Source organism: Geodermatophilus africanus, from assembly GCF_900107105.1.
GTDB classification, from domain to species: Bacteria; Actinomycetota; Actinomycetes; order Mycobacteriales; family Geodermatophilaceae; genus Geodermatophilus; species Geodermatophilus africanus.
On the sequence record NZ_FNOT01000025.1, the window covers coordinates 14400 to 37460 of the forward strand.

Consider the following 23061-nt stretch of genomic DNA (forward strand, 5'->3'; position numbering starts at 1 on the left):
GTTGGTGGCCTGGTGAGCATCGTGGGCACCCGGTTCAGCGAGGTGGTCCTCGGCGGCATCGTCCGTCAGGGCTGGTGGCTGGTCGTCGACGAGGAGGACGGCCCCGGGTTCGTCCTCGCCGGCCCGTTCGGGGACCGCGACGAGGCCGTCTGGGGCCTCGACGACCTCGACGACGCCCCGGCCGGGGTGCACCCCGTGTACGGCGTCCGGCGGGCCGACGGCCTGCTGCGCCGCCGCTCCTCCCCGCAGGACCGGGCCTGGTGGTCCTTCCTCGGCGAGCAGGTCGACCGGCTGCCCGCCGGCTGGGACGCCGACATGGACGACGAGCACCCGCTGCCCGGCCTCGTCGTCGAGGTGGTCGCCGTGCTGGCCGAGGCGGGGCTGTTCCTCTACGACCCCTCCGGCGCCGACGGCGAGCTCGGCGGCGTGTGCCTGACCCCGGAGGCCGCCCTGGACGGCGTCGTCGTCGGCTGGCGGCAGCACGACCGCATGAGCCTCGAGCAGCTGCACGGCGCCGCCGCCGACGCGCTGGTCCAGCAGGTGATGAACCGGGCCCTGGCCGAGGTGTTCACCGTGCGCGGCTTCGCGGTCGAGCCGCTCGGCGGGGCCTGCGTGGTGCGGGCGGGACAGCCGGCCGAGTAGTCGCCCGCCGTCCACCGCCCGTTGATCATGGGGTTGTTGCAGGCGGACACGCCGCTACCCGGCGTGGCCAGCGACAACAGGCCCATGATCAACACGGGCAGGTCGCCGTCCCGACCGCGCGCGTCCGGCTAGCGTGACGCCGTGGCCCCCGCTCCCTTCCGTCCGCCCTGGTTCGGCAACCGGGGCGTGCAGGTGCTCGCCGCCGGTGCGCTCGCCTACAGCCTGGTGCAACTGGTGGGACAGCTCCTCGACGGTGCGTGGGGGGAGGCGTTCCTCTACGTCGCCTGGTGCGTCCTGTTCGGCTACGTGCTGGTCGAGTCGCTGCGCTTCCGCCGCGAGCAGGACGCCGCCCGGGACGAGCCGGGCGACTGACCCGCCAGGGGCGGGATAGCCTCGACCCGCCAGGAGGGCTCGCCTAGTGGCCGATGGCGGCGGTCTTGAAAACCGCTATGGGGTAACACCCATCGTGGGTTCGAATCCCACGCCCTCCGCCTCGTGATGTCTCAGGACGTCCCGGACGGGCGGCTCGGGGCCGGCGTCGGTCGAGACGGTCCCGCTCAGGCGCTCGTCATCGCGCACTGTCGCCTCCTGTCGCCCGGACGGTCGTCGTCCAGTCCAGCGGAGGAGGCCCACCCGGCGGACGGGGCGAGCCGGGTCAGCTGCGGATGAGGAGCTCCCCGCCGTCCACGCGGAAGTCGTGGTGCAGCTCGCGGAGGGCGGCCAGGCCGTCGACGTCGGCGGCGGCCACGCCGCGGAGGTCGAGCACCACGCGGACGTGGCCGTCGCCGCGGAGCTGGTCGGCCGTGCCGCGCACCAGGTCCGCTCCGCTCGACGTCAGGTGGCCGCTGACCGTGATCAGGCCGGCGCGACGATCGACGACCTCGCTCAGGACGCCCGTCACGCCACCGCCAGCACGGGCTCGGGAACCAGGACGCGATCCAGGCCGGTACGCCGCAGCAGCGCCGCGGTGCGGGGGTCGACCCCGCGCAGCACCACCGCGCCGCCGCGGGCCCGGCAGATGCGGTGCGCCGACAGCAGGACGGCGACGACGGCGTCGGGCAGCCGCTGCACCCCGGAGAGGTCGACCACGAGCGAGCAGGCGCCCGCGTGCAGCGCGCCGAGCAGCGTCCAGCGGACGTCGGCCAGCCCACCGGCGAGCAGCCTGTCGTCGAGGTGGACCGTCACCTCGCGCACCCGTGCCGGTGCGATAGCCATCGTCACAGCCGTCCTCCTCGTGATCACTGATCGCTATCCTGCGCGGACGGTCTGACAGTTCCCTGATCCCGACGTGGGAGTTCGCCGCCACCGGGCGTCCCCCGCGTGGGGGAGGCGTGCTGGAGCCGCAGCGTCCGGACGACGATGGAGTGGCATGCGCTTCCCCGACCCCCTGCGTGCGCGGGAGCCGCGGGCCTCGGCGCACTCGATCGTCCTGATCATGGGCGTCTCGACCGTCGTCCTCGCGCTGCTCACGACGTTCGGCCCCAACTCGGTCAGCAGCGCCACCAAGGTCGCCTCCTGGGCCGGGGTCGCCGCGCTGGTCGCAACGATCGCGGTGTGCGTCCTGGTCCCGGCCGAGCGGCTGGACCGCGCCGGCGCCTTCCCGCTCATCGGCCTCGGCGGCGTGCTGCTGACCTGCGTGCTCAACGTGCTGACCGACGACCCCTCCGCCGGCGCGCAGGCCTTCCTGGCCTTCCCCGTGCTGTGGGCGGCCTCGCACCTGCGCTGGGCTGCCGTCGCCCTGGTGACGGGGGCGGCCGTGGTGGGCGACGGCGTCACCCAGCTGGTGCTCCAGCCCGTCGAGCCGGCGGTGCACGACGCGCTCGTCGTCGGGACCGTGCTCGTCGTGGCGGCCGTCATCCTGGTCCGGGCCGCCTCCATGCGGGACGGCCTGCTGCAGCGGCAGGCCGACGTCGACCCGCTCACCGGCCTGGTCACCCGGCGGGTCCTCGACGACGCGCTGACCGGGGCCCTCGAGCGGGAGCCGACCGGCGACGGTACGGCGCTGGTGCTGCTCGACGTCGACTCCTTCAAGCAGATCAACGACGCGCACGGCCACCCCGTGGGCGACGACGCGCTGGTCCACCTCTCCGGCCTCGTCCGGCGGCAGGTGCGGGCCGGGGACGCCGTGGTCGGCCGGCTCGGCGGCGACGAGCTCGCGCTGCTGCTGCCCGGCTGCACCGCCGAGATCGCCGGCCGGCGCGCGCACGAGCTGCTCGAGGCGGTGCGCCGCTCGCCGCTGCCGCGCGCCGACGGCGGCCCGCTGCCGCTGTCGATCAGCGTCGGCGTTGCCCACGCGCCGCTGCACGCGGCGTCCGTGCGCGAGCTCTACGCCGCGGCCGACGCGGCGCTCTACGAGGCCAAGCGGGCCGGCCGCGACCGCGTCGAGGTGGCCGTCAGCCCCGTCCCCGGACCAGCCCGAGGGCTGCCGCGGCAACGGTCCGCCCCGTGAGCCGCCCCTCGGCCAGCCCGAGCGCGACCACGTCGTCGAAGACCCGCTGATCGGCCCCGGCCGCGCGGACGGCGGCGTCCATCAGCCGCGGCCAGCGGGAGAGCTCGGAGGCGACCCGGGTGGCGCGCAGGTGCGCGCCGAGCCGCCGCCGCAGCGCCTCCCGGTACCGGGCGCCCGCGCCGGCCCCCGCGGACCACGCCGCACCGGCCAGCGCCCCGGACAGGACGGCGTAGAAGATGCCCTCCCCGGTCAGCGGGTTGACCAAGGACGCGGCGTCGCCGGCCAGTAGCGCCCGGCCGTCGGGCAGCCGTGGCCGACCGGTGGACAGCGGCAGCCGGTGCGCGCGCAGCCCCTCCGGCGCCACGCCGGGCAGCAGCCGGTGCAGCCCCTCGACCAGCGCCGCGCGGGTCGCGCCGCCGGACACCAGCTCGCCGTAGCCGACGTTGGCCCGCCCGTCGCCGAGCGGGAACGACCAGGCGTAGGCGGGCCACCGCTGCTCGGTGGTCACCAGCAGCTGCGTGCCGTCCTGCCCGGGCAGCGCTGGCGCGTAGCCGCGGATCGCCACGGCCAGCCGGTCCGCGCGGTTGGACCCCAGCCCCAGCGCCCGGCGGACGACGGACTCCGCGCCGTCGGCCCCGACGAGCACGCCCGCCCGAACGGTGCCGTCCACGGTGACGCCGTCCGCGCTGGCCGCCACGGTCCGCACGGTAGCCCGGCGGAACACCGCCCCGGCCGCCCGTGCGGCATCGAGCAGCCGGGCGTCGAACACCTCCCGGGGGACGACGGACGAGGGCCGGTGCGTGGAGCGCTCGACCCGCGCCCCACCGGGGGACCGCAGCGCCAGCCGGGGGACCGGCGGGTACCCGGCGACCAGCGCGGCCGGGTCGACGCCGAGCCCGGCGAGGACGTCGAGCGCCTCGGGCGCCACGCCGTCGCCGCACACCTTGTCGCGCGGGAAGTCGGCGCGGTCGAGCACCAGCACCGAGGCGCCGCTGCGCCGGGCGGCCAGCGCCGCGGCGGACCCGGCCGGGCCGCCACCCACCACGACGACGTCCCAGCGCTCCACCCGCCCGACGCTACGGCCCCCCGCAGGGTGCGACCCGATCACGGTGGGGTCGGCGCCCACTTCCGGGCCGGGTGCTCGTAGCGCTCGACGAAGGCGAGCAGCTGGTCGACCTCATCGACCACGCCCAGGGCGTCGAGCCGGCGGCGGTCGAGGTAGCCGTCGTCGACCATGCGGCGCAGCTGGGCCAGCAGCGGCTGCCAGAACCCGTCGACGTCCACCAGGACCGCCGGCTTGGCGTGCAGGCCGAGCATCCCCCAGGTCCAGGCCTCGAACAGCTCCTCGAGGGTGCCGGCGGCGCCGGGCAGGGCGACGAAGGCGTCGGCGAGCTCGGCCATCCGCGCCTTGCGCTCGTGCATCGAGCCGACCACCTCGAGCTGCGGGAGCCCGGGGTGCGCCAGCTCGTCGTCCACCAGGTGCTGCGGGATGACGCCGACGACGTGCCCACCGGCGGCCAGGGCGGCGTCGGCCACGACGCCCATCAGCCCGGCGCGCCCGCCGCCGTAGACGATGCCGACGCCGGCGCGGGCCAGCCCGGCGGCGAACTCCGCCACGGCGGACCGGTGGGACGGCGGCCCGCTCTGGGACCCGGTGAAGACGGCGACGCGCACGACCCCGAGCCTGTCACGGCGGCGCGGCCGCCCCGGACGGGGTTCACTGGGCGGGTGTTCACCTCCACCGACGGCTGGGTGACCTGCGCGCTCGGCCACCGGCACTGGGGGCGGGTCGGCGCGGCCGGCCTGCTGGTGCACCGCGCCGGCACCGACGGCCCCGAGCTGCTGCTGCAGCACCGGGCCACCTGGTCGCACCACGGCGGCACGTGGGGGACGCCGGGCGGCGCCCTGCACGCCGGGGAGTCCGCCGAGCACGGTGCCCTCCGTGAGGTCCAGGAGGAACTGGGGCTGACGCCGCGGGACCTGGAGCTCGGCCCGTCCTCGGTCGACGACCACGGCGGCTGGTCCTACACCACCGTGCTGGCCCGGCCGCTGCGCGACATCGAGGCCAGCGACCTGCGGCTGGACGGCGAGAGCGACGGCGTCGCCTGGATCGCGCTGGGCGACCTGGTGTCGGTGCCGCTGCACCCGGGCTTCGAGGCGTCGCTGTACCGCCTGCACGACCTGCTCGTCGCCTGAACGAGGACCCCGTCCTCCCCTTCGAGGACCCCCTTGCCCCCCGCAGGCTCGCGCCAGGCCCCGTCCAGAGGCTCGCCGCGAGCGTGCGAGCGGTGAGGAGGACGGGGTCCTTCCACCTGCAAGGCGGCCGCCAGGGCTCGGGGCGGTGCCCTGGACGGGGCCACCGCGCCGCCGGTCAGGCTGGGGTCACCGTCACGGTGAGCGCCCGGTGGTCGCCGACCGGCAGCACCGTCGCCGCGGCGTCGGCCCCGTGCAGCCCGCCCCCCACCGCGAGCAGGTGGTCCAGCTGCACCCGCGGGGCGGGTGCCGGGAAGCTCGGCGCGCGCACCAGCGGCGTCGCCCGCAGCAGCCGCGCGGGCAGCCCGCCGGGCAGGTTGAGGTCGCCGGCGAGCACGACCGGGCCGGGCATCCCGGCGATCCAGCGGCGCAGCCGCCGCAGCTGGCGGACGGCGGTGTGCGGGGCGAACGACAGGTGGGTGGCGACGACGGTCAGCGTGCCCAGCCGCGCGGCGACGGCGGCCCGCGGCTCGTCGGGGAACCACCACCAGCGCACCCGGCCGGTGCGCGGGTCCGGGCCCTGCACCGGCAGCCGGGCCCGGCCGGCACCCAGGTCCAGCACCGACCACTCGAGCACGGGCAGCCGGCTGAGCAGCGCGATCCCGTACAGCGGGCCGTCCCCCGGGGCGTGCCGGCCGCGTAGCACCGGCCCGGCCGGCGACCAGCTGCGGAAGGGGTCGGGGGTGCCGGCCACCGTGACCGCGCCCCGCCAGTCCGCGGCACCGATCCCGGCGGCCAGCGCGGCGGCCTGGTCGACGTGCCGGGAGCGGGGCTGCCCGGCGTCGACCTCCTGGACGGCGAGCACGTCGACGTCCAGGCCGCCGACCGCCTTCTCCAGCCCGGCCGCGTCGAGGACGGGTCCGGCCGGGGTGCGCCCCGACGCGACGTTCACGGTGCCGACTCGCACGGTGGGCACCCGGGACACCCCGGCGACGCTACCCGCGGGCACCGGACGGCGTCGTCCGCTCGAGGTGCCGCTGCGTGCCGGCCTGCCTACCCTGTGCACGGCCCGTCCGCGACGCCGAGGGAGCCGGCCCTGTCCTGCCGCCCGCGCCACCTCGCCGCCGGCCCCGACCGCCCGCGGCGGACCCCGGCCGACCTCGTGCCGGAGGTCGTGCGGACCCGGGCGCCCCTGGCGCTGCTCCTCCTCGCCGGCCTCCTCACCGCTGCGGCGCTGGTCCTGATCGTCCTCGCGCCGGTCCCGACGGGGAGCGACGGCGACCGGGGCGCCGCTCCCGACACGACGACCGGCCGGTCCGCGGACCCCGGCGAGGGCATCGGCTCGGCGGCCCGCGTCCCCGCACCGCCGCCCTCGACCACCGCGACACAGCCCCCGGTCGGGGCGGTCCCCGATGGCGCACCGGCGGCCGGCGTCCCCGCGGGCGCGGAGCCGGCGACCCCGGTCGGAGCCGTCCCCGCGGGGGACCGGCCGGCCGCCGTCCAGCCCGGCGGCGCCGCCGTGGCGGGCTCCCCGACCGGCGGGACGACGTCCGGCGGGACGACGTCCGGCGGGACGACGTCCGGCGGCACGACCCCGGGCACCACGACCTCCGCGGGGGCGACGTCGGGCGCAGGGGGGACGTCCCGCGGCGGGGCGTCCGGGGAGTGGAGCGGCGGCACCGCGGCCGGCCGGCCGGCGGACGGAACGAGCGGGGGGTCGGGCGGTGGCTCGACGGGTGGGGGCTCGACCGGCGGTTCCGGTGGCTCGGGCGGCGGGTCCGGCGGGTCCGGCGGGTCGACCGGCGGTTCCCCGGGTGGGGAGCCGGCACCCCCGCCGGAGCGGCCCTGCCTGTGCGAGACGGTGGAGGTCGTGACCGAGGGCCTGGGCGACGTCGTCGACGGGGGGACCGAGGAGGCGGGCACGGTCGTCGGCGGACTGCTGCCGTGACCGGTCGGCGTCGGGGCTAGGTTCGGCCCATGACCGCCCGCGACGACGTCTCGGAGATCTTCGACAGCGCGGCGTGGCAGCCGGTCGAGGGCTTCGACCTCACCGACCTCACCTACCACCGGGCCGTGGACGCCGGCGTCGTCCGGATCGCGTTCGACCGGCCCGAGGTGCGCAATGCCTTCCGTCCGCAGACCGTCGACGAGCTGATCACCGCGCTGGAGCACGCCCGGCTCTCGACCGACGTGGGCTGCGTGATCCTCACCGGCAACGGGCCCAGCCCGCGGGACGGCGGCTGGGCGTTCTGCTCCGGCGGCGACCAGCGGGTGCGTGGGAAGTACGGGTACGAGCACGACAAGGGCCGGTCGAGCGGCCGGCTGCATGTGCTCGAGGCGCAGCGGCTGATCCGCTTCATGCCCAAGGTCGTCCTCTGCGTCGTCTCCGGGTGGGCGGCCGGTGGGGGGCACAGCCTGCACGTCGTCTCGGACCTCACCCTGGCCAGCGCCGAGCACGCGCGGTTCAAGCAGACCGACGCCGACGTCGGCAGCTTCGACGGCGGCTTCGGCTCGGCGTACCTCGCCCGCCAGGTGGGCCAGAAGTACGCCCGCGAGATCTTCTTCCTCGGCGACGAGTACTCCGCCGAGGACGCGCACCGCATGGGCATGGTCAACCGCGTCGTCCCGCACGCCGACCTCGAGCGGACGGCGCTGGACTGGGGTCGGCGGATCGTGGCCAAGAGCCCGACCGCGCAGCGGATGCTCAAGTACTCGTTCAACCTGATCGACGACGGGCTGGTCGGCCAGCAGCTGTTCGCCGGGGAGACGACGCGGCTGGCGTACATGGCCGAGGAGGCCGTCGAGGGGCGCGACGCGTTCCTCGAGAAGCGGGATCCGGACTTCAGCCGTTTCCCCTGGCACGTGTAAGGACCCCCTTGCCCCCCGCCACTCGCAGGCTCGCGACGGGCTCCTGCAAGGGGGCCGTTCCAGGGGCAGTCAGGAGCCTGACCGTACGAAGGAGGACGAAGTGATCGTCGAGGTGGTGGGTGGCGCCGACGAGCGGCCCGAGGTCCGGGTGGTCGACGTCGACGACCTGACCCGGCTGCACCTGGCACTGGGGGCCGTGACCGACGAGGAGGCCGACGGCGTGCTGCGGGACGCCGGCCTGGGCCGGGTGCAGGACGCGCAGACCGGCGTCCTGGACGTGGCGGCGCTCCGGGCGGCGGCCGAACCGCAGGCCGGGAGCGAGGACTGGGCGGAGCGGTGGGACGCCATGCTGGCGAAGACCCGGGAGTCCGGCTGGCTCAGCGACGACGGCAGCAGCGTGCAGGTGCACGTGGAGAGCGCGGCCGGCGCCTGACACCAGCGTGACAGGCGTGACGGGAGGGGTTGTTTCCGGAACGTGAAATCGCCGGAAAAGCCGAAACTCTGCGGTGTCGTCGTTGTGGCGGCTCCAGCCGCGCGTCACGATGACCCCGTGACCCGCATCTCCTTGGTCCCGGCGTGAGCGGCACGCCGGGGCGCCCGCTGAGCGCCGAACTCTCCGAGCAACTGCTCTCCGTCGCGGTCGACATCCTGGCCGACGAGGGCTGGGGCAAGCTCAACAGCGACCGCGTCGCCGCCCGTGCCCACGCCGGCAAGGCCGGTATCTACCGGCGTTGGCCGACGATGGCGGCGATGGCCCGCACGGCGGTCGGGCGCTTCACGCTGGTGGAGGCACCGCCGGACCAGGGCTCGCTGCGCGAGGACCTGGCCGCGCTCGTCGACCGCTGGCACCGGCCGCTCGACCGCGAGGAGCGCGCCGCGGCCAGCCTGGTCGGGGTGGCCCGCCACGAGGAGGACCTCCGCGCCGGGCTGGACGCCGCGCTGGTCCGCCCGCTCGCCGACGCGGTGCAGACGATCGGCGCCCGGGCGGCCGACCGGGGCCAGCCGGTCCCCGCGGCTCGGCTGGCCCTGCTGTGCTCGGTCGTCGAGGCCTTCTGGTGGCAGCGCTACACCTCCGCCCACGGCGCCATGAGCCGCGGCGAGGTGCAGCGCGTCCTCGACGAGGTGCTGCTGCCGATCCTGCTGCCGGACCGGGAACGCGCCTCCGTCTGACTCAGCCGGTCGGCCGCAGCCCGTCAGCGGTCGGCCGGGACATCGCCGAGCCCAGCCCGCTGAACACCTGGTCGGCGACCGAGCGCGCCAGGCTCACGCCCTCCTCGTCGCTGCCCGGCAGCGCACCGGCCGGGCCGGTGAGCAGCCGGCGGTGCTGCACGATCAGGGTGCGGACGGCGGCCAGCCAGACCGCGGCGGTGACCGAGGCAGCCGTGCGGACGTCTTCCGGGACCGCGGGGGCGCCGCCCTCCGTCGTCCACACCTCGTACAGCGCGTCGCCGAGCCGCGCGGTCGCCTCGTGGTGGAGTTCCCGCTCGCGGGCCCGCAGCGCGGGGGAGGCCTCGAGCGTGGCGTCGAACGTGCGCCCCTCGGGGTCGGCCAGGTGCCGGACGTGCCCGGCCACCCGGTCGACGAGGTGGGCGTGCAGCGCGTCGAGGGGGCCGGTACCGGGAGCGCGCGAGCGCACCGACTCGGCGGCGCCCTCCACCCACGGCGTGTGCCCGTCGAAGAAGAGGTCCTCCTTCGTCGGGAAGTGGTTGAAGACGGTCTGGACGGCGACATCGGCAGCAGAGGCGATGTCGGCGATCGTCACCGCCTCGAAGCCGTGCTCGGCGAACAGCCGTTGCGCGGTCTCGCGGATGAGTGACCGGGTCAGTGCCTTCTTGCGGGCACGCCGGTCGATGGCCTCACTCACGGTCTCAGGTTAACTCCGCTCCGTGCTCACTCGCTGTAGTCCCTCCCACGACGCCATTGTGCGCTCCGTTCGGGGGACCAGCACGGCGCGATGGGGGGTATCGCCCGAATGGTCGGCCGCCCGGCCGGCGTGCCGCCCGTCACCCGCGGGACCGGACGCGGACGACGACACCACGCTCCCAGCGCCGCACGTCGGCGTGTCGCGGGGTGTGTCCGGACCCCCGGCCGGCCGCGGCCACGCGGGCGACCAGCGGTTACGCCGTCCGCAGGCGGGGCAGGACCCCGGCATGGGCCAATCGCGCACCGGGACTCCCGTCCGCGTCGGACTCGTCGGGGCCGGGGGTGTCGGCGCCCGCCACGCGCGGACACTGGCCGGCTTCCCCGACGTGGAGCTGGTCGCCGTCACCGACGCCGTCCCCGGCGCTGCCGACGCGCTCGCTGACGGGCTGCGCGTGCCGGTCGTCCCGGACGTCGACCGGCTGCTCGCCCAGGGGCTCGACGGCGTCTGGCTGTGCGTCCCGCCCTTCGCCCACGGCGAGCTCGAGCTGGCCGCCGTCCGCGCGGGGGTCCCGTTCCTCGTCGAGAAGCCCCTGTCGACGGGCGTCGCGGTCGCGGAGGAGGTGGCCCGGGCCGTGGCCGGGGCGGGGCTGCCCACCGCGACCGGCTACCACTGGCGGCACCTGGACACGGTGGCCGCCGCCCGCGCCGTCTGCGCCGCCCACCGGCCCCGGCTGGTCGACGCCACCTGGCTGGACAAGGTGCCGCCGCCGGCGTGGTGGTCGCGCCGGGAGCGCTCCGGCGGGCAGGTGGTCGAGCAGCTCACCCACGTGCTCGACCTGGCCCGGCTGCTCGTCGGGGAGGTCGTCGAGGTCCGTGCCACGGCCGCGCCGTCCAGCGCCGAGGGCCGGGACGTCGACGACGCGACCGCCGCGCTGCTCGTGTTCGACTCCGGGGCCGTCGGCACGCTGACCGCCGCCTGCTCGCTGCCCGGCAAACTGGCCGCCGGCCTCGACGTGGTGTGCGACGGCGCGGCGGTGCAGCTCACCGAGACCTCGCTGACCGTCACCACCGCCGAGGGCGCGCAGCGCAGCGAGCCGCGGGTCGACGGGCGCACCGCCGTCGACCGGGCCTTCGTCGACGTGCTGGCCGGCGGCGTGCCGACGGAGGGGCTGGTCGACTACGCCGAGGCGCTGCGCACCCACCGGGTCGCGGTGGCGATCGCCGAGTCCGCCCGCACGGGGGACGCCGTCCGGCCGTGAGCGGCGGTCAGTGCAGGGCGCGCTGCTCGCGGGGCACCGACAGCCGGCCCCGCGACCGGCTGCGGGCCCGGGCGATCGTCGCGGCGTAGAGCCGCTCGTAGCCGTTGGCCATCACGGCGGGGGCGAAGCGGCGGCGGGCCTCGGCCGCGCAGGCCTCCGGGTCGATGGCGTCGAGCCGGCCCAGCGCCGCGGTGAACCCCGCCTCGTCGGTGGCCAGGAAGCCGGTGCGGCCGTCGTCCACCAGCGAGGGCAGGCAGCCCCGGGCCATGGCGACCACCGGCGTCCCGGCGGCGAGCGCCTCGCAGACGGCGGTGCCACCGGGCTCCTCCCAGCGGATGGGGAACAGCACCGCGCGGGAGGTGCGCAGCCGCGCGTCCTTGTCGGCCCCTCCCACGCTGCCGATCCAGCGCGCCGCGGCGCCGTCGAGGTGCGGGTCGACGTGCTCGAGGAACCACGCGACGTCGGGGTGCGAGCGGGCCGGGTGACCGGGGGTCGCGAGGGCGCGCTCCAGGGCCTCCCGGTCCGGCAGGCCGCCGACCGGGCCGGCGAGCACCAGCGGCACCCCGGCCGCGCGGCAGGCGCGCAGGGCGGTGTCGATGCCCTTGGGCTCGCACAGCCGGGCCAGCACGAGGACGGCGTCGGACCGGTCCGCCCGCGGCACCGGGGGCGGACCGTCGACCGGTACCGACAGCGGGACGACGCCCACCACCTGCGCGCGCAGCGCCTCCGGGGCCTGCGCCACCTGGGTGTCGGAGACGCCCGCGAACCAGACCCGGCCGCCGCCGTCGAAGGAGGCCCAGAAGTCGGCGTTGCGCCGGGTGTCCCAGTGCAGCGTGGCCAGCGTCGGCGGGGCGGCGTCCCCCAGGCCGGCGAGCAGCGCCGGGCCCACCACCTCGACGTGGCTGTGCACGAGGTCGAACGGCTCACCGGCCAGCGCGTGCTCGGCGAGGGTCGCCAGCACCACCTGCTCGTGCGCGTGCGCGGTGCCGACCACCTGCGGGTACGGCCCGCCCAGCTGCTCGAAGCGGCCGCTGGGGAACGCGCTGACCAGGCCGTCGACCGGCAGGGTGGAGTCGCCGACCGAGGCCAGGACGACGGTGTGCCCGCGGGTCCGCAGCTCGGCGGTCAGCGTCGCCACGACGTTCTCCAGGCCGCCGTACCCGGGTGGCGGCACCGGCAGCCACGGCCCGGCGTCCATCAGGATCTTCATGCCCACGTCCCCCGGCGGCGGTCGGCGGCGCGGACGGCCCGCATGGGCGGGCGCTCGACGACGCCGACGTCCCAGGTGACGCTCTCCAGCCCGTCGGCGGTGCGCAGGAACTGCAGCAGCTCGCTCTCCGGCCGGCCCCCGCCGGGCCACCGGGCGAGCGCGGTCTGCAGGATCTGTCCGGCCATCCGGCCGAGCGCGGCGTCGGCCTGGTGGGTGTGCTTACGGGTGCCCAGGTCCACCTGCGCCAGCGCGTCGAGCCCGGCCAGCGCCACGAGGTCGACCAGCAACCCGAGCTCGACGCCGTAGCCCGAGACGAACGGGACCTGTTCCAGCAGCTCCCGGCGCCCGGCGTACTCGCCGGACAGCGGCTGCACGAACCCGGCGAGCTCGGGCCAGAAGGCGTTGAGCAGCGGGCGGGCGACCAGCTCGGTGACCCGGCCGCCGCCGGAGGGGACGATGCCGTCGGTGGTCGTCAGCGGGCGGTCGTAGAGCGCCTTGACGTACCCGATGGTGGGGTCGGTGAGCAGCGGGCCGAGCAGGCCGACGACGAACCTCGGGTCGAAGTCGACGAGGTCGGAGTCGACGAACACGATGAGCTCGCCGGTGGTCGCGTGCAGCGACTTCCACAGCGCCTCGCCCTTGCCCGGCCGGCTGCCGTGCCGGGGCAGCACGTCGTCGACGGAGACGACGCGGGCCCCGGCCGCCGCCGCGACCTCCGCGGTCCGGTCGCTGGATCCGCTGTCGACGACGACGATCTCGTCGACCAGCGGGCAGGCCTCGACGAGGTCGCGGCGGATCGTCTCGACGATCGCGCCGACGGTGCGTTCCTCGTCGAGCGCCGGGAGCACCACGCTGACGGTCGAGCCGCGGGTGCCCTTCGCGGTGACCAGGTCGGCCGCCTGCCACGTCTCGGCGGTGAAGGTTCGGGAACGGAGCCAGCGTCGGACGTCAGGGCGCACGCGTCTCCCCCAGGTCGGGTGCCGACGTCGGTGTCGGCACAGAGGTCCCCGTCGGGCGACAGGATGCACGAGAAGCAGGGTTCGTGGCTGGTCTCGATCGCCCTCCTCGGGCCTCGGGGCGCTCGCGGCGGTGCTCCCGGGGCGTCAGCCGGCTGTGGCTCCTGCGCCCATTCCCGCGCTGGGCTGCTCCCGGGGGCGTCAGCCGACGACGGCGTCGCCGAGCGGGGCCCGGTACTCCGGCACGGTCGCCAACGGCGGCCGCTCGTCCACGGCCACGGCGGTGCTGTGCGGCTCGAACCCTGCGCCGTCGTGGCGGAACTGGGTGAGCAGCCCGCCGGCCTGCTCCCGCCCGGCCCGGGCCAGCACCGTCGACACGACCTGCCCCGCCATCCGGCCCAGCGCCTCCTGTCCCTGCGAGATGTGGCGGCGCACGCCCAGGTCGACCTGCGCCAGGGCGGCCAGCCCGACGAGCCGCAGCAGGTCGACCAGCAGCCCGACCTCCACGCCGTAGCCCGACACGAACGGGACCTGCTCCAGGGCCGAGCGCCGTCCGGCGTACTCGCCGCCCAGCGGCTGCACGAACCCGGCGAGCTCGGGCCACAGCGCGTTGAGCAGCGGCCGCGCGGTCAGCTCGGTGACCCGACCCCCGCCGACCGGGACGCTCGTGCCCCCCACCTCGAGCGGGCGGGTGTAGCAGCCCTTGACGTACTCCACCTGCGGGTCGCCGAGCAGCGGTGCGAGCAGGCCGGGGACGAAGTGCCGGACGTCACCGAGCAGGTCCGCGTCGAGGAACACGACGAGGTCGCCGGTGGTCGCGGCCAGCCCCTTCCACAGCGCCTCGCCCTTGCCCGGGCGGCTGCCGTGGCCGGGGAGCACGTCGGCGGCGGCGACGACGTCGGCCCCGGCGGCGCGGGCCACCGCGGCGGTGGCGTCGGTCGAGTCGGAGTCGACGACGAGCAGCTCGTCGACCAGCGGGGTCCGCTGCACCCACTGCTCGTGGAGGTCGGCGATCAGCCCGCCGACCGTCGCCGCCTCGTCCCGGGCCGGGAGGACGACGCTGACCCGGTGCTGCCCGCGACGCTTGGCGCACAGCAGGCCCTCCAGGTCGAGCACGTCGAGGGAGGGCACCGAGGTGGTCCGGGACTCGAACCAGGCACGGGCGTCGGGTCGCATCCCCCCACTCTCGGCGAGGTGATCACCGCGGCGCCACGCTGACGCGACGAGTTCACGAGGACGTCACCGGCCGTGCCGCCGGAGGTCACACCGGGACGTCGGAGGTGCGCCGAGCGGTCGCGCTGAGGGCACCGACGGCGGCGTCGTCCCCCGTCGGCTCGGGGTGGCCGAGGTCGGTGAGCCAGCTGCGGAGGACCCGGTGCAGCGCCTCGGCGCCGACGACCTCGCCCGGCGCCCGGAACGCCCGCGGGTGCAGCAGGAACGCGTGCTGCTGCGACCCGCCGAGCCCGCCGTGCGAGCCGACGTGCGGTTCGAACGCCGAGGCCTCGTCGGTGACCGGGTCGTAGCGGCTGTTGACGACGACGTCCGCGCAGTTCGGGAACGTCGAGCCGCGGGCGACCAGGCCGGCGGCGTGCGCGCCGTAGGGGAGCAGGGGGTCCTCACCGACCACCTCGCCGGTCGCCAGGCGGTGCAGCCCGTCGCGGCCGAGCACCACCGGGCCGTGCTCCTCGGAGTGGACGAGCACGAAGCCGACGCCGTCGTGGTCGACCAGGCCGGGCAGCAGCGCCGGCCAGTGTCGCTCGATCTCCTCCAGCGAGACCCGGCCGGGGAGGTCGGCGAAGGACACCATCGCGGTGTGGCCGGAGACGGCGACGACCACGCCCGGGGCCACCCGCGGCACCCGGCCCTCGCGGCCGGCGGGCAGTTCGTGGGCGTGCGGCACGCCCTCGGCGCGCTCCACCCGTTCGCGCAGCCGGCGCGCTATCGGCCCGCCGCTCTCGGCGAGCGCCGCCCCGACCTGCCAGCCCTCGGTGAGCCGACGGCTGTCCCGGGGGCCGGTGAGGTGCCCGACCGGCAGCTCGCCGCGCCCGCCGCAGAGCCGGCCGACCAGCTGCTCGACGGTCTCCCCGAAGCGGGTGGCGAACGACTCGCCCTGGGTCTGGCCGTGGTCGGAGAGGCACACCAGGTGGTACTCGCGCGGCGCGAGCTGCGCGGCGCGGTGCAGCCGGCCGATCTGCTGGTCGATGCTGTGCAGCACGGCCAGGCTGTCGGCCCGCTCGAGGCCGCCGTGGTGGGCGGCCTCGTCGTAGCCGAGGAAGTCCGCGTAGGCGATCGGCCGGCCGGCGAGCATGTCCTCCAGCAGCGCGAAGACGACGACGTCGCGGGAGATGACCGTCGTCCCCGGCCGGGCCAGCGGGTAGATCCCGCCGCGGGAGACGCGCGGCCGGACGTCGTCCCGGCGCTCCCGGGCGGCGGCGACGAGCTCGCGGTAGACGTCGACGAGCGAGACCGCGAGCGTGCGCAGCGCGTTGCCGGGGTTGGCGAAGTAGGCGTAGTAGCCGGCGCCGGGGCGGTCGCGCCGCTGCCGCGCCCGACGGCTGGCGGCGGGGACGACGTACGCGAGCGAGCTCATAGTGAGGCTGACGTGGGCGGCGTCGCCGGTGAACAGGTTGCCGTGGCTGGCCCCGCCGCCGGAGAGCAGCCCCCGGCCGTCGGAGTGCGCCCGCTCGATGTCCGCGGCGTCGGTCGGGGAGGAGACCCGGACGACCCGGTCGCGCTCCTTGTCGTACCAGCGGAAACCGGGGATGTCGTCGTTGGAGCCGTGCAGGATGCCGCAGACCGAGGCGCCGGTCTGCGAGCTCCAGTCGGTGTGCCAGGAGGTCACCACGTGGCTGCCCGAGCGCAGCCAGGCGGCCAGGTTGGGCATCGTCCCGTCGCGGACCGCGCGGCGGGCGGTGTCGTGCGAGAGCGCGTCGATCTGCAGGAAGAGCACGCCCGGCGGGCGCGGCCGCCCCTCCGCCGTCCCCCGGGCCCGGCGGCGCGCGCGGTCGTCAGGCCTCCCCGCCGAACGGCGGCGGGCGCGGCGGAAGAAGAGTTCGTCCTCGTCGAGGGCGAGCACGCTGCTGACCAAGCCGGACACCCCGGCCATGGCGACCCCGACGACGACCGCGGTGCGCAGGTCGGCGATGACGACGCCGGGGACCAGGAAGGACAGGCCGAGCACCGCGGCGCCCAGCAGCAGGAAGCTGCCCAGCCCGAGGGTGAAGAAGGCCAGCGGCAACGCGACCCGCATGACCAGCGGCCACACCACGCCGGTGAGCAGGCCCAGCAGCAGCGCGATGAGCGGCGGCTGCCACCACGCCGGCATCGCGAAGGCGCCGAGCCACCGGTCGAGGACGACGAGCGCGGCGGTGCTGGCGGCCCAGGTGAGGACGACGCGCGCCGGCGTGCGGCCCCGCTGGAGGACCCGCCCGGAGGGAGCGGTCATGCCGGGCCGCACGCCGAGGGGTCCGGCTCGCGCTCCGGGTCGGGGGCGCGCCTGCGGTGCGAGCCCACCGCGTTGAGCACCACCCCGACGGCCAGCACCAGCAGGGTCGCCAGCAGGACGGCGACCAGCGGGGAGTCGAATATGCCGCCGCTCAGCACGCCGAGGGCGGCGTAGGCGACCGCCCAGAGGAACGCCGCCAGCAGTGAGGCGGGCAGCAGCCGCCGCCACGGGTAGGCCAGCGCGCCGGCGGCCAGCAGCACCGGGATGCGCCCCGCGGGCAGCAGCCGGCCGACGACGACGATCTGCCAGCCGTGCCGCCGGAACTGCTCGCGGACCTCCTCGATCCGCTCCGCGTGCTGGCCGCGGGCGACCCAGCGGACCGCCGCGGGCCCCCCGAAGCGGCAGATCGCGAAGGTGACGAGGTCGCCGGCCCAGGCGCCCAGGGTGGCCACGACGACGACCAGCACGAGGTTGAGCTCGTGGGCGGTCATGGCGAACGCGGCCCCCGCGCCGACCACCGCCCCGGTGGGGACGACGGGCACCACCGAGCCGAGCAGCACGCCGCCGAAGAGGACGGGGTAGCCCATCGAGCCGTCGGTCCAGCCCGCGGCCAGCGCGCTCACGACGTCGTCCCGGCGGGTTCGGGCAGCGGCACCGGCCGGCCCGGCTCGGCGACGACCACGGCGGTGTCCAGGCCACGGGCGGCGACCGCGGCGGCGTAGTCGCGCGGCGGCTCGACCAGCAGCCGGCGCATCCGCGGCAGGCGCTCGACGCCGGGCAGCGCGAGGGTGCCCCAGTGCACGGGGACGGCGACCCGCGGCCGCAACCGCGCCGTCGCCTCGGCCGCGTCGGCCGGGTCGAGGTGGTCGTGGCCGAGCGTGAGCCCCCACCCCCACACCGGCAGCAGCGCGACGTCCACCCCGCGCTCGCCGAGCAGCCACATCGTGTCGAGCAGCCCGGTGTCACCGGCGGCGTACACGGTGCGCCCGCCGCCGGTGATGAGGTGCCCCACCGCGGCGGTGTCCGGGCCGTGCGTCAGTCGCGGGCCCCATCGGTGCCCGGAGTGCAGGGCCGGGACGGCGGTCACCCGCAGCGCGCCGTGGCGGATCGTCTCGCCGGGCAGCACCTCGGAGACGTGCGCGAACCCCCGCGCCCGCAGCCACGCCCCGGCGCCGCGGGGGACGACGACCCGCACGTCCCGACCGAGCAGCCGCAGCGAGGGCAGGTGCAGGTGGTCGCCGTGCAGGTGGCTGACCAGTACCAGGTCGACGCCGGCGAACGTCTCCGGGGCTGGCGCCGGCACCATCCGGCGCAGCGGCCCGACCCGCGCGGTGAGCAGGGGGTCGGTCAGCACCGTGTGCCCGGCCAGCTCGACGCGCGCCGTCGAGTGACCGAGGAAGTGCAGGTGCAGGCCGCCCACCGGGCCAGTATCTGCCCGGGTACCGACGATCCGGCACCGGTTTGCCCCCTCCGGGCGTGAGGGCCCTGCCGGCGCCCGCGGTCACCCCACCGTCGCCCGGTCTCCCCACCCTCTCCTCCCGCGTCCCCTTCCCGACCATCCCCGCGTTGATCATGGGGTTGTTGCAAGTGACACGCGGCGACGCGCCGTGCGGACCGGCAACAACCCCATGATCACGGCGGGACGTGGCCATAGGACGGCGTCCACAGCCCGAGGCAGCGTCCACAGATGTCCACGCGGACGCCGAGCGGGCCGCAGCGCCCCGACGGTCGCCGGCATGACCGACATCGACCTCGGGACCGCCTACACCTGGGACGACGCCCGATCCCGAGGCGCGACCCGCGGGCAGATCGCCCAGGACGGCCGCCGCATCGGCCGTGGCCTCTACCTCTCCTCGGCCGTCGAGCCGGACCTGGCCACGCGGTGTCGCGCCTGGCGGCTGGTCCTCCCCGGTGACGCCGCCTTCGGCCTCGGGACGGCGGCGCGGCTGTACGGGGCGCCGGTGGCGGAGCCGGCCGCCGTGCACGTCGTCGTCCCGTCGCGGCGACAGCTGCCCAGGCGCGCCGGGCTCGCTGTCCACGAGCGGCTGGTGACTGAGGACGACGTCGTGGGGGACGGCGGGCTGCCGCTGACGTCCGGCTCGCAGACCTTCCTCGACCTGGCCGCGCTGCTGCCGCCCGCGGAGCTGGTGGCGGTCGGCGACGCACTCGTTCGCTCCGGGCACCTGGACGCCGGATCGCTGGCCCGGCGTCTCGAGCGCGCCGACCGCGTCCGGGGCGTCGTCCGCGCCCGCGAGTGCGCCCCACGGCTCGACGGGCGGGCGGCGTCCCGGCCGGAAAGCCTGGTCCGCTACTGGCTGGTGACCAGCGACCTGCCCGATCCGCAGGTGCAGCTGCCCGTGCACGACCGGTGGGGTCGCGTCGTCGCTCACGCCGACCTGGGCTACGCAGAGTGGAAGGTGGCCGTGGAGTACGAGGGCCGCCAGCACGCCGACGCCGACCAGTTCGGGCGGGACGTCGACCGCTACTCGCTCATGGCCGCCGACGGTTGGCTCGTCGTCCGCTTCGCCGCACGCCACCTGGGCAGCCCGGTCGTCGTGGTGGAGCGCACCCGGCGAGCCCTGGGCAGCCGCGGCTGGCGCCCCTGACGGCCGATCCTCCGCCGGCCCACTCGACCCCGCGCTCCTGGCACCTCCAGTTGATCATGGGGTTGTCGCAGGCGATACGCGACGACGCGCCGGCGAGGCCCGCAACAAGCCCATGATCACGGCACGGGAGGGGCAGAGACAGCCGCGGGAAGGGCGGGAGGCGGCGGAGGCGCAGGCCGCAGGCGGAACGGCAACGGCCGGTTGCCATCGGCGACGGCGGGTCTCGCAGCGCCGAGTCGGCGCCGGAGTGGCAGAGTTGCCGGTGTGAAGACCTGGCTCGACGCGTGGCCGGTGTTCCGGCAGCTGACCGGCCCCGACCCCCTCGGACGCGGCGCGGCCGCGCGCAGCAAGGCGACGGAGAACGTGGTGAGCCGCACGGCCACCGCCGACCGCGTCGTGCAGAGCGTGTGCCCGTACTGCGCGGTGGGGTGCGGCCAGCGGATCTACGTCAAGGACGAGCAGATCGTCCAGATCGAGGGTGACCCGGACTCGCCGATCAGCCGCGGCCGGCTGTGCCCCAAGGGCAGCGCCAGCAAGCAGCTGGTCACCAGCCCGACCCGCGTGACGACGGTGAAGTACCGCCGTCCGTTCGGGACGGAGTGGGAGGACCTCGAGCTCGACACGGCGATGCACATGATCGCCGACCGCGTGCTCGAGGCCCGCCGCAGGGGCTGGCAGGACGAGAACGACGGCAAGCGCGTCAACCGCACCATGGGGTTAGCGAGCCTCGGAGGGGCGACCCTCGACAACGAGGAGAACTACCTCATGAAGAAGCTCTACAGCGCCCTGGGCGCGATACAGATCGAGAATCAGGCGCGCATATAGCACTCCGCCACGGTGCCCGGTCTGGGCGCCTCGTTCGGCCGTGGCGGTGCCACGAACTTCCAGGAAGACCTCGCGAACTCCGACTGCATCGTCATCGAGGGTTCGAACATGGCCGAGTGCCACCCGGTGGGCTTCCAGTGGGTGGGTGAGGCCAAGGCGCGCGGCGCGAAGGTCATCCACATCGACCCGCGCTTCACCCGCACCAGCGCGATCGCCGACCTGCACGTGCCGCTGCGCATCGGCACGGACATCGCGTTCCTCGGCGGCCTGATCAACCACGTGCTCACCAACGAGCTGTACTTCAAGGAGTACGTCGTCGCCTACACCAACGCCGCGGCGCTGGTGAGCCAGGACTTCATCGACTCCGAGGACCTCGACGGCCTGTTCTCCGGGTTCGACCCGGAGCGGAACCTGTACGACGAGGCCAGCTGGCAGTACGAGCCGGAGGAGCCGCCGCACTCCGGCTCGGACGACCCGGCCGGGGCTGCCGAGCAGGACCGCAAGGAGCAGGACCCGGAGGTCAAGAAGACCGACAAGGCCCAGGCGGCCGGCAGCGGTGGCCCGCCGATCGCGGCCAAGCCGAAGCGGGACGAGACGCTGCAGCACCCGCGCTCGGTGTTCCAGGTCCTGAAGCGGCACTTCGCCCGCTACACCCCGGAGATGGTGGCCGAGGTCTGCGGCATCGAGCCGGAGGTCTTCCTGCAGGTCGCCCGCTGGGTGACCGAGAACAGCGGTCGCGAGCGGACGACGGCGTGGGTGTACTCGGTGGGCTGGACGCAGCACAGCGTCGGCGCGCAGTACATCCGCACCTGCTCGATCCTGCAGACACTGCTGGGCAACATCGGCCGTCCCGGCGGCGGGATCCTGGCGCTGCGCGGGCACGCCAGCATCCAGGGTTCGACCGACGTCCCGACGCTGTACAACCTGCTGCCGGGTTACCTGCCCATGCCGCACGCGCTGCAGCACGGGAGCCTCGACGAGTACTGCGCCGACGCGGCCGGCAAGGCCGGCTTCTGGGGCAACAAGCGCGCCTACATGACCAGCCTGCTCAAGGCCTGGTGGGGGGACGCCGCGACGCCGGAGAACGACTTCGCGTTCGACTACCTCCCCAGGATCGACGGCGACCACAGCTCGTACCGGACGATCACCGACATGATCAAGGGCAAGGTCTCCGGCTACTTCCTGGTCGGCGAGAACCCGACGGTCGGGCACCCCAACGGGCGCATGAACCGGTTCGGGCTGGCCAACCTGGACTGGCTGGTGGTCCGCGACCTGCAGATGATCGAGTCGGCGACCTTCTGGAAGGAGTCCCCGGAGATCGAGACCGGGGAGCTGGCGCCCGAGACGATCGGCACCGAGGTCTTCTTCGTGCCCGCGGCCTCGCACGCGGAGAAGGAGGGGACGTTCACCCAGACCCAGCGGCTGCTGCAGTGGCGGCACAAGGCGGTCGAGCCGCCGGGTGACGCCACGAGCGACCTGTGGTTCTACTTCCACCTCGGTCGCATCCTGCGCGAGCGGCTGGCCGACTCCACCGACCCGCGGGACCGCCCGCTGCTCGACCTCACCTGGGACTACCCGACCCACGGGCCCGACCAGGAGCCGAGCGCCGACGCCATCCTGCGGGAGATCAACGGCACCGGCCCGGACGGGCGTGCGGTGTCGGGGTACATGGAGCTGAAGGACGACGGCTCGACGTCGTGCGGCTGCTGGATCTACTCGGGCGTCTACGCCGACGAGGTCAACCAGGCCGCGCGCCGCAAGCCCGGCCGCGAGCAGGGGCCGGTGGCCGCCGAGTGGGGCTGGGCCTGGCCGTACAACCGGCGGATCCTCTACAACCGCGCCTCCGCCGACCCCGACGGCAAGCCGTGGAGCGAGCGCAAGGCCTACGTCTGGTGGGACGAGGAGGCCGGTCGCTGGACCGGCCTGGACAACCCGGACTTCGAGGCGACCAAGCGGCCGGACTACGTGCCGCCGGAGGGCGCCCGGGCGCAGGACGCGATCGGCGGCGCCGACCCGTTCGTCATGCAGGGCGACGGCAAGGCCTGGCTGTTCGCGCCCGCGGGGGTGGTCGACGGTCCGCTGCCGACGCACTACGAGCCGGCGGAGTCCGTCGTCGAGAACGCCCTGTACAAGCAGCAGGCGAACCCGACGCTGGAGCGCATCGAGGGGCCGTGGAACCGGGAGAACCCGCCGCTGTCCGACGTCTTCCCGTTCCAGGTGACCACCTACCGGCTGACCGAGCACCACACCGCCGGCGGGATGAGCCGCACGCTGCCCTACCTGTCGGAGCTGCAGCCGGAGTTCTTCGTCGAGGTGAGCCCCGAGCTCGCCGCGCTGCGCGGCCTGACCAACGGCGAGTACGCCACGCTGGTCAGCTCGCGGACGGCGATCGAGGCGAAGGTCCTGGTCACCGAGCGGATCCGGCCGATCAAGCTGCGGGACGGCCAGGTCGTGCACCAGATCGGGATGCCCTACCACTGGTCCTACAGCGGCCTCTCGACCGGCGACGGGGCCAACGACCTGCTCGGGATCGTGCTCGACCCGAACACGCACATCCAGGAGGACAAGGTCAGCACCGCCGACATCCGGCCGGGACGGCGACCGCGCGGGCCCGAGCTCGTCGACTTCGTCGAGGGCTACCGGCAGCGCGCCGGCGTGCCGTCGGGGCGGGTCGGGGTCAACGGCCGCGACCCGGTCGCCGCCGAGGCCGGCGAGGGGTCGACGCTGTGACCGGCTGCAGGGCAG

General features: G+C 75.7%; 24 protein-coding genes and 1 tRNA gene. 13 read left to right on the forward strand and 12 right to left on the reverse strand.

Features of this window, described 5'->3' with window-relative positions; genetic code table 11:
* Positions 1-12: 12 nt before the first annotated feature.
* From BLW63_RS24140 to BLW63_RS24150, 3 genes are all read left to right on the forward strand, one after another.
* On the forward strand, positions 13-642 hold the full coding sequence (locus BLW63_RS24140; RefSeq protein ID WP_091162000.1) for a hypothetical protein: 630 nt from the start codon (positions 13-15) through the stop codon (positions 640-642).
* Between the two features lie 141 nt (positions 643-783).
* Positions 784-1014, forward strand: a complete 231-nt coding sequence (locus BLW63_RS24145; protein ID WP_091162001.1) for a hypothetical protein — start codon at positions 784-786, stop codon at positions 1012-1014.
* Positions 1015-1046: 32 nt separating this feature from the next.
* Positions 1047-1133 (forward strand) — tRNA-Ser (locus tag BLW63_RS24150).
* A 164-nt stretch (positions 1134-1297) separates the two neighbouring features.
* Here BLW63_RS24150 and BLW63_RS24155 read toward each other — a convergent pair.
* Both BLW63_RS24155 and BLW63_RS24160 read right to left on the reverse strand, forming a co-directional pair.
* Positions 1298-1543 (reverse strand): STAS domain-containing protein, encoded by a 246-nt coding sequence (locus tag BLW63_RS24155; protein ID WP_091162002.1) that lies wholly within the window; start codon positions 1541-1543, stop codon positions 1298-1300.
* The gene (locus tag BLW63_RS24160) at positions 1540-1857 is read right to left on the reverse strand and encodes an STAS domain-containing protein (RefSeq protein WP_091162023.1); all 318 of its coding nucleotides are present in this window, start codon (positions 1855-1857) and stop codon (positions 1540-1542) included. Before BLW63_RS24160 ends, BLW63_RS24155 begins: the two co-directional genes overlap by 4 nt.
* 154 nt (positions 1858-2011) lie before the next feature.
* On the opposite strand from BLW63_RS24160, the gene BLW63_RS24165 reads away from it, so the two are divergent.
* On the forward strand, positions 2012-3091 hold the full coding sequence (locus tag BLW63_RS24165; RefSeq protein WP_244522779.1) for a GGDEF domain-containing protein: 1080 nt from the start codon (positions 2012-2014) through the stop codon (positions 3089-3091).
* Here the strand turns inward: BLW63_RS24165 and BLW63_RS24170 are convergent.
* Together BLW63_RS24170 and BLW63_RS24175 are read right to left on the reverse strand one after the other, a co-directional pair.
* Positions 3036-4157 (reverse strand): NAD(P)/FAD-dependent oxidoreductase, encoded by a 1122-nt coding sequence (locus BLW63_RS24170; RefSeq protein ID WP_091162025.1) that lies wholly within the window; start codon positions 4155-4157, stop codon positions 3036-3038. The genes BLW63_RS24165 and BLW63_RS24170 overlap by 56 nt on opposite strands.
* Positions 4158-4195: 38 nt before the next feature.
* Positions 4196-4765 carry an LOG family protein gene (locus tag BLW63_RS24175; protein ID WP_091162003.1) on the reverse strand — a complete coding sequence of 190 codons (570 nt, stop codon included), beginning with the start codon at positions 4763-4765 and terminating at the stop codon, positions 4196-4198.
* 54 nt (positions 4766-4819) lie between these two features.
* Between BLW63_RS24175 and BLW63_RS24180 the strand changes: the two genes are divergently transcribed.
* Positions 4820-5287, forward strand: coding sequence for an NUDIX domain-containing protein (locus BLW63_RS24180; RefSeq protein ID WP_091162004.1), 468 nt, complete (start codon positions 4820-4822; stop codon positions 5285-5287).
* 175 nt (positions 5288-5462) lie between these two features.
* Here BLW63_RS24180 and BLW63_RS24185 read toward each other — a convergent pair whose 3' ends face one another.
* Complete coding sequence (locus tag BLW63_RS24185) at positions 5463-6260, reverse strand: endonuclease/exonuclease/phosphatase family protein (RefSeq protein WP_244522780.1); 798 nt, start codon at positions 6258-6260, stop codon at positions 5463-5465.
* 198 nt (positions 6261-6458) lie between these two features.
* On the opposite strand from BLW63_RS24185, the gene BLW63_RS27550 reads away from it, so the two are divergent.
* From BLW63_RS27550 to BLW63_RS24205, 4 genes are all read left to right on the forward strand, one after another.
* The gene (locus tag BLW63_RS27550; RefSeq protein WP_211517278.1) at positions 6459-7232 is read left to right on the forward strand and encodes a hypothetical protein; all 774 of its coding nucleotides are present in this window, start codon (positions 6459-6461) and stop codon (positions 7230-7232) included.
* Between the two features lie 29 nt (positions 7233-7261).
* On the forward strand, positions 7262-8152 hold the full coding sequence (locus BLW63_RS24195) for a 1,4-dihydroxy-2-naphthoyl-CoA synthase (RefSeq protein WP_091162006.1): 891 nt from the start codon (positions 7262-7264) through the stop codon (positions 8150-8152).
* Between the two features lie 100 nt (positions 8153-8252).
* Positions 8253-8585 carry a hypothetical protein gene (locus BLW63_RS24200; protein ID WP_091162007.1) on the forward strand — a complete coding sequence of 111 codons (333 nt, stop codon included), beginning with the start codon at positions 8253-8255 and terminating at the stop codon, positions 8583-8585.
* A 143-nt stretch (positions 8586-8728) separates the two neighbouring features.
* Positions 8729-9322, forward strand: a complete 594-nt coding sequence (locus BLW63_RS24205; RefSeq protein WP_091162008.1) for a TetR-like C-terminal domain-containing protein — start codon at positions 8729-8731, stop codon at positions 9320-9322.
* A gap of 1 nt (position 9323) precedes the next feature.
* On the opposite strand, the gene BLW63_RS27555 is transcribed toward BLW63_RS24205, so the two are convergent.
* Positions 9324-10016, reverse strand: coding sequence for a TetR/AcrR family transcriptional regulator (locus BLW63_RS27555; RefSeq protein WP_211517279.1), 693 nt, complete (start codon positions 10014-10016; stop codon positions 9324-9326).
* A gap of 286 nt (positions 10017-10302) precedes the next feature.
* Here BLW63_RS27555 and BLW63_RS24215 point away from each other — a divergent pair, with 286 nt between their 5' ends.
* A complete protein-coding gene (locus BLW63_RS24215) occupies positions 10303-11274 on the forward strand; it encodes a Gfo/Idh/MocA family protein (RefSeq protein ID WP_091162009.1) in 972 nt (323 codons plus the stop codon).
* Between the two features lie 7 nt (positions 11275-11281).
* Here the strand turns inward: BLW63_RS24215 and BLW63_RS24220 are convergent, their stop codons facing one another.
* The 6 genes from BLW63_RS24220 to BLW63_RS24245 form a co-directional block, all read right to left on the reverse strand.
* Positions 11282-12484: a glycosyltransferase gene (locus tag BLW63_RS24220; RefSeq protein WP_091162010.1), complete on the reverse strand. Its 1203-nt coding sequence runs from the start codon at positions 12482-12484 to the stop codon at positions 11282-11284.
* On the reverse strand, positions 12481-13443 hold the full coding sequence (locus BLW63_RS24225; protein WP_091162011.1) for a glucosyl-3-phosphoglycerate synthase: 963 nt from the start codon (positions 13441-13443) through the stop codon (positions 12481-12483). Before BLW63_RS24225 ends, BLW63_RS24220 begins: the two co-directional genes overlap by 4 nt.
* A gap of 198 nt (positions 13444-13641) precedes the next feature.
* Positions 13642-14616, reverse strand: coding sequence for a glucosyl-3-phosphoglycerate synthase (locus tag BLW63_RS24230; protein ID WP_091162012.1), 975 nt, complete (start codon positions 14614-14616; stop codon positions 13642-13644).
* Between the two features lie 85 nt (positions 14617-14701).
* Positions 14702-16885: a phage holin family protein gene (locus BLW63_RS24235; RefSeq protein WP_091162027.1), complete on the reverse strand. Its 2184-nt coding sequence runs from the start codon at positions 16883-16885 to the stop codon at positions 14702-14704.
* Positions 16882-17508, reverse strand: a complete 627-nt coding sequence (locus BLW63_RS24240; RefSeq protein ID WP_244522781.1) for a DedA family protein — start codon at positions 17506-17508, stop codon at positions 16882-16884. The genes BLW63_RS24235 and BLW63_RS24240 overlap by 4 nt, the downstream gene beginning before the upstream one ends.
* Positions 17505-18305, reverse strand: coding sequence for an MBL fold metallo-hydrolase (locus BLW63_RS24245; protein ID WP_091162013.1), 801 nt, complete (start codon positions 18303-18305; stop codon positions 17505-17507). The genes BLW63_RS24240 and BLW63_RS24245 overlap by 4 nt, the downstream gene beginning before the upstream one ends.
* Positions 18306-18621: 316 nt before the next feature.
* On the opposite strand from BLW63_RS24245, the gene BLW63_RS24250 reads away from it, so the two are divergent.
* From BLW63_RS24250 to fdh, 3 genes are all read left to right on the forward strand, one after another.
* A complete protein-coding gene (locus tag BLW63_RS24250) occupies positions 18622-19491 on the forward strand; it encodes a hypothetical protein (protein ID WP_091162014.1) in 870 nt (289 codons plus the stop codon).
* 264 nt (positions 19492-19755) lie between these two features.
* Entirely contained in the window at positions 19756-20316 is a 561-nt protein-coding gene (locus BLW63_RS29205) for a dehydrogenase (protein WP_091162015.1), read from the forward strand.
* Between the two features lie 12 nt (positions 20317-20328).
* Entirely contained in the window at positions 20329-23046 is a 2718-nt protein-coding gene (fdh, locus tag BLW63_RS24260; protein ID WP_091162016.1) for a formate dehydrogenase, read from the forward strand.
* Positions 23047-23061: the final 15 nt, after the last annotated feature.

What these genes read in the sequence shown, in the direction of transcription:
- BLW63_RS24230 (WP_091162012.1), bottom strand. Translation starts at nt 14,616, where the DNA reads ATGCGACCCGACGCCCGTGCCTGGTTCGAGTCCCGGACCACCTCGGTG.
- BLW63_RS24160 (WP_091162023.1), bottom strand. Translation starts at nt 1,857, where the DNA reads ATGGCTATCGCACCGGCACGGGTGCGCGAGGTGACGGTCCACCTCGAC.
- BLW63_RS24165 (WP_244522779.1), top strand. Translation starts at nt 2,012, where the DNA reads ATGCGCTTCCCCGACCCCCTGCGTGCGCGGGAGCCGCGGGCCTCGGCG.
- BLW63_RS24250 (WP_091162014.1), top strand. Translation starts at nt 18,622, where the DNA reads ATGACCGACATCGACCTCGGGACCGCCTACACCTGGGACGACGCCCGA.
- BLW63_RS24235 (WP_091162027.1), bottom strand. Translation starts at nt 16,885, where the DNA reads ATGACCGCTCCCTCCGGGCGGGTCCTCCAGCGGGGCCGCACGCCGGCG.
- BLW63_RS24195 (WP_091162006.1), top strand. Translation starts at nt 7,262, where the DNA reads ATGACCGCCCGCGACGACGTCTCGGAGATCTTCGACAGCGCGGCGTGG.
- BLW63_RS24220 (WP_091162010.1), bottom strand. Translation starts at nt 12,484, where the DNA reads ATGAAGATCCTGATGGACGCCGGGCCGTGGCTGCCGGTGCCGCCACCC.
- BLW63_RS24215 (WP_091162009.1), top strand. Translation starts at nt 10,303, where the DNA reads ATGGGCCAATCGCGCACCGGGACTCCCGTCCGCGTCGGACTCGTCGGG.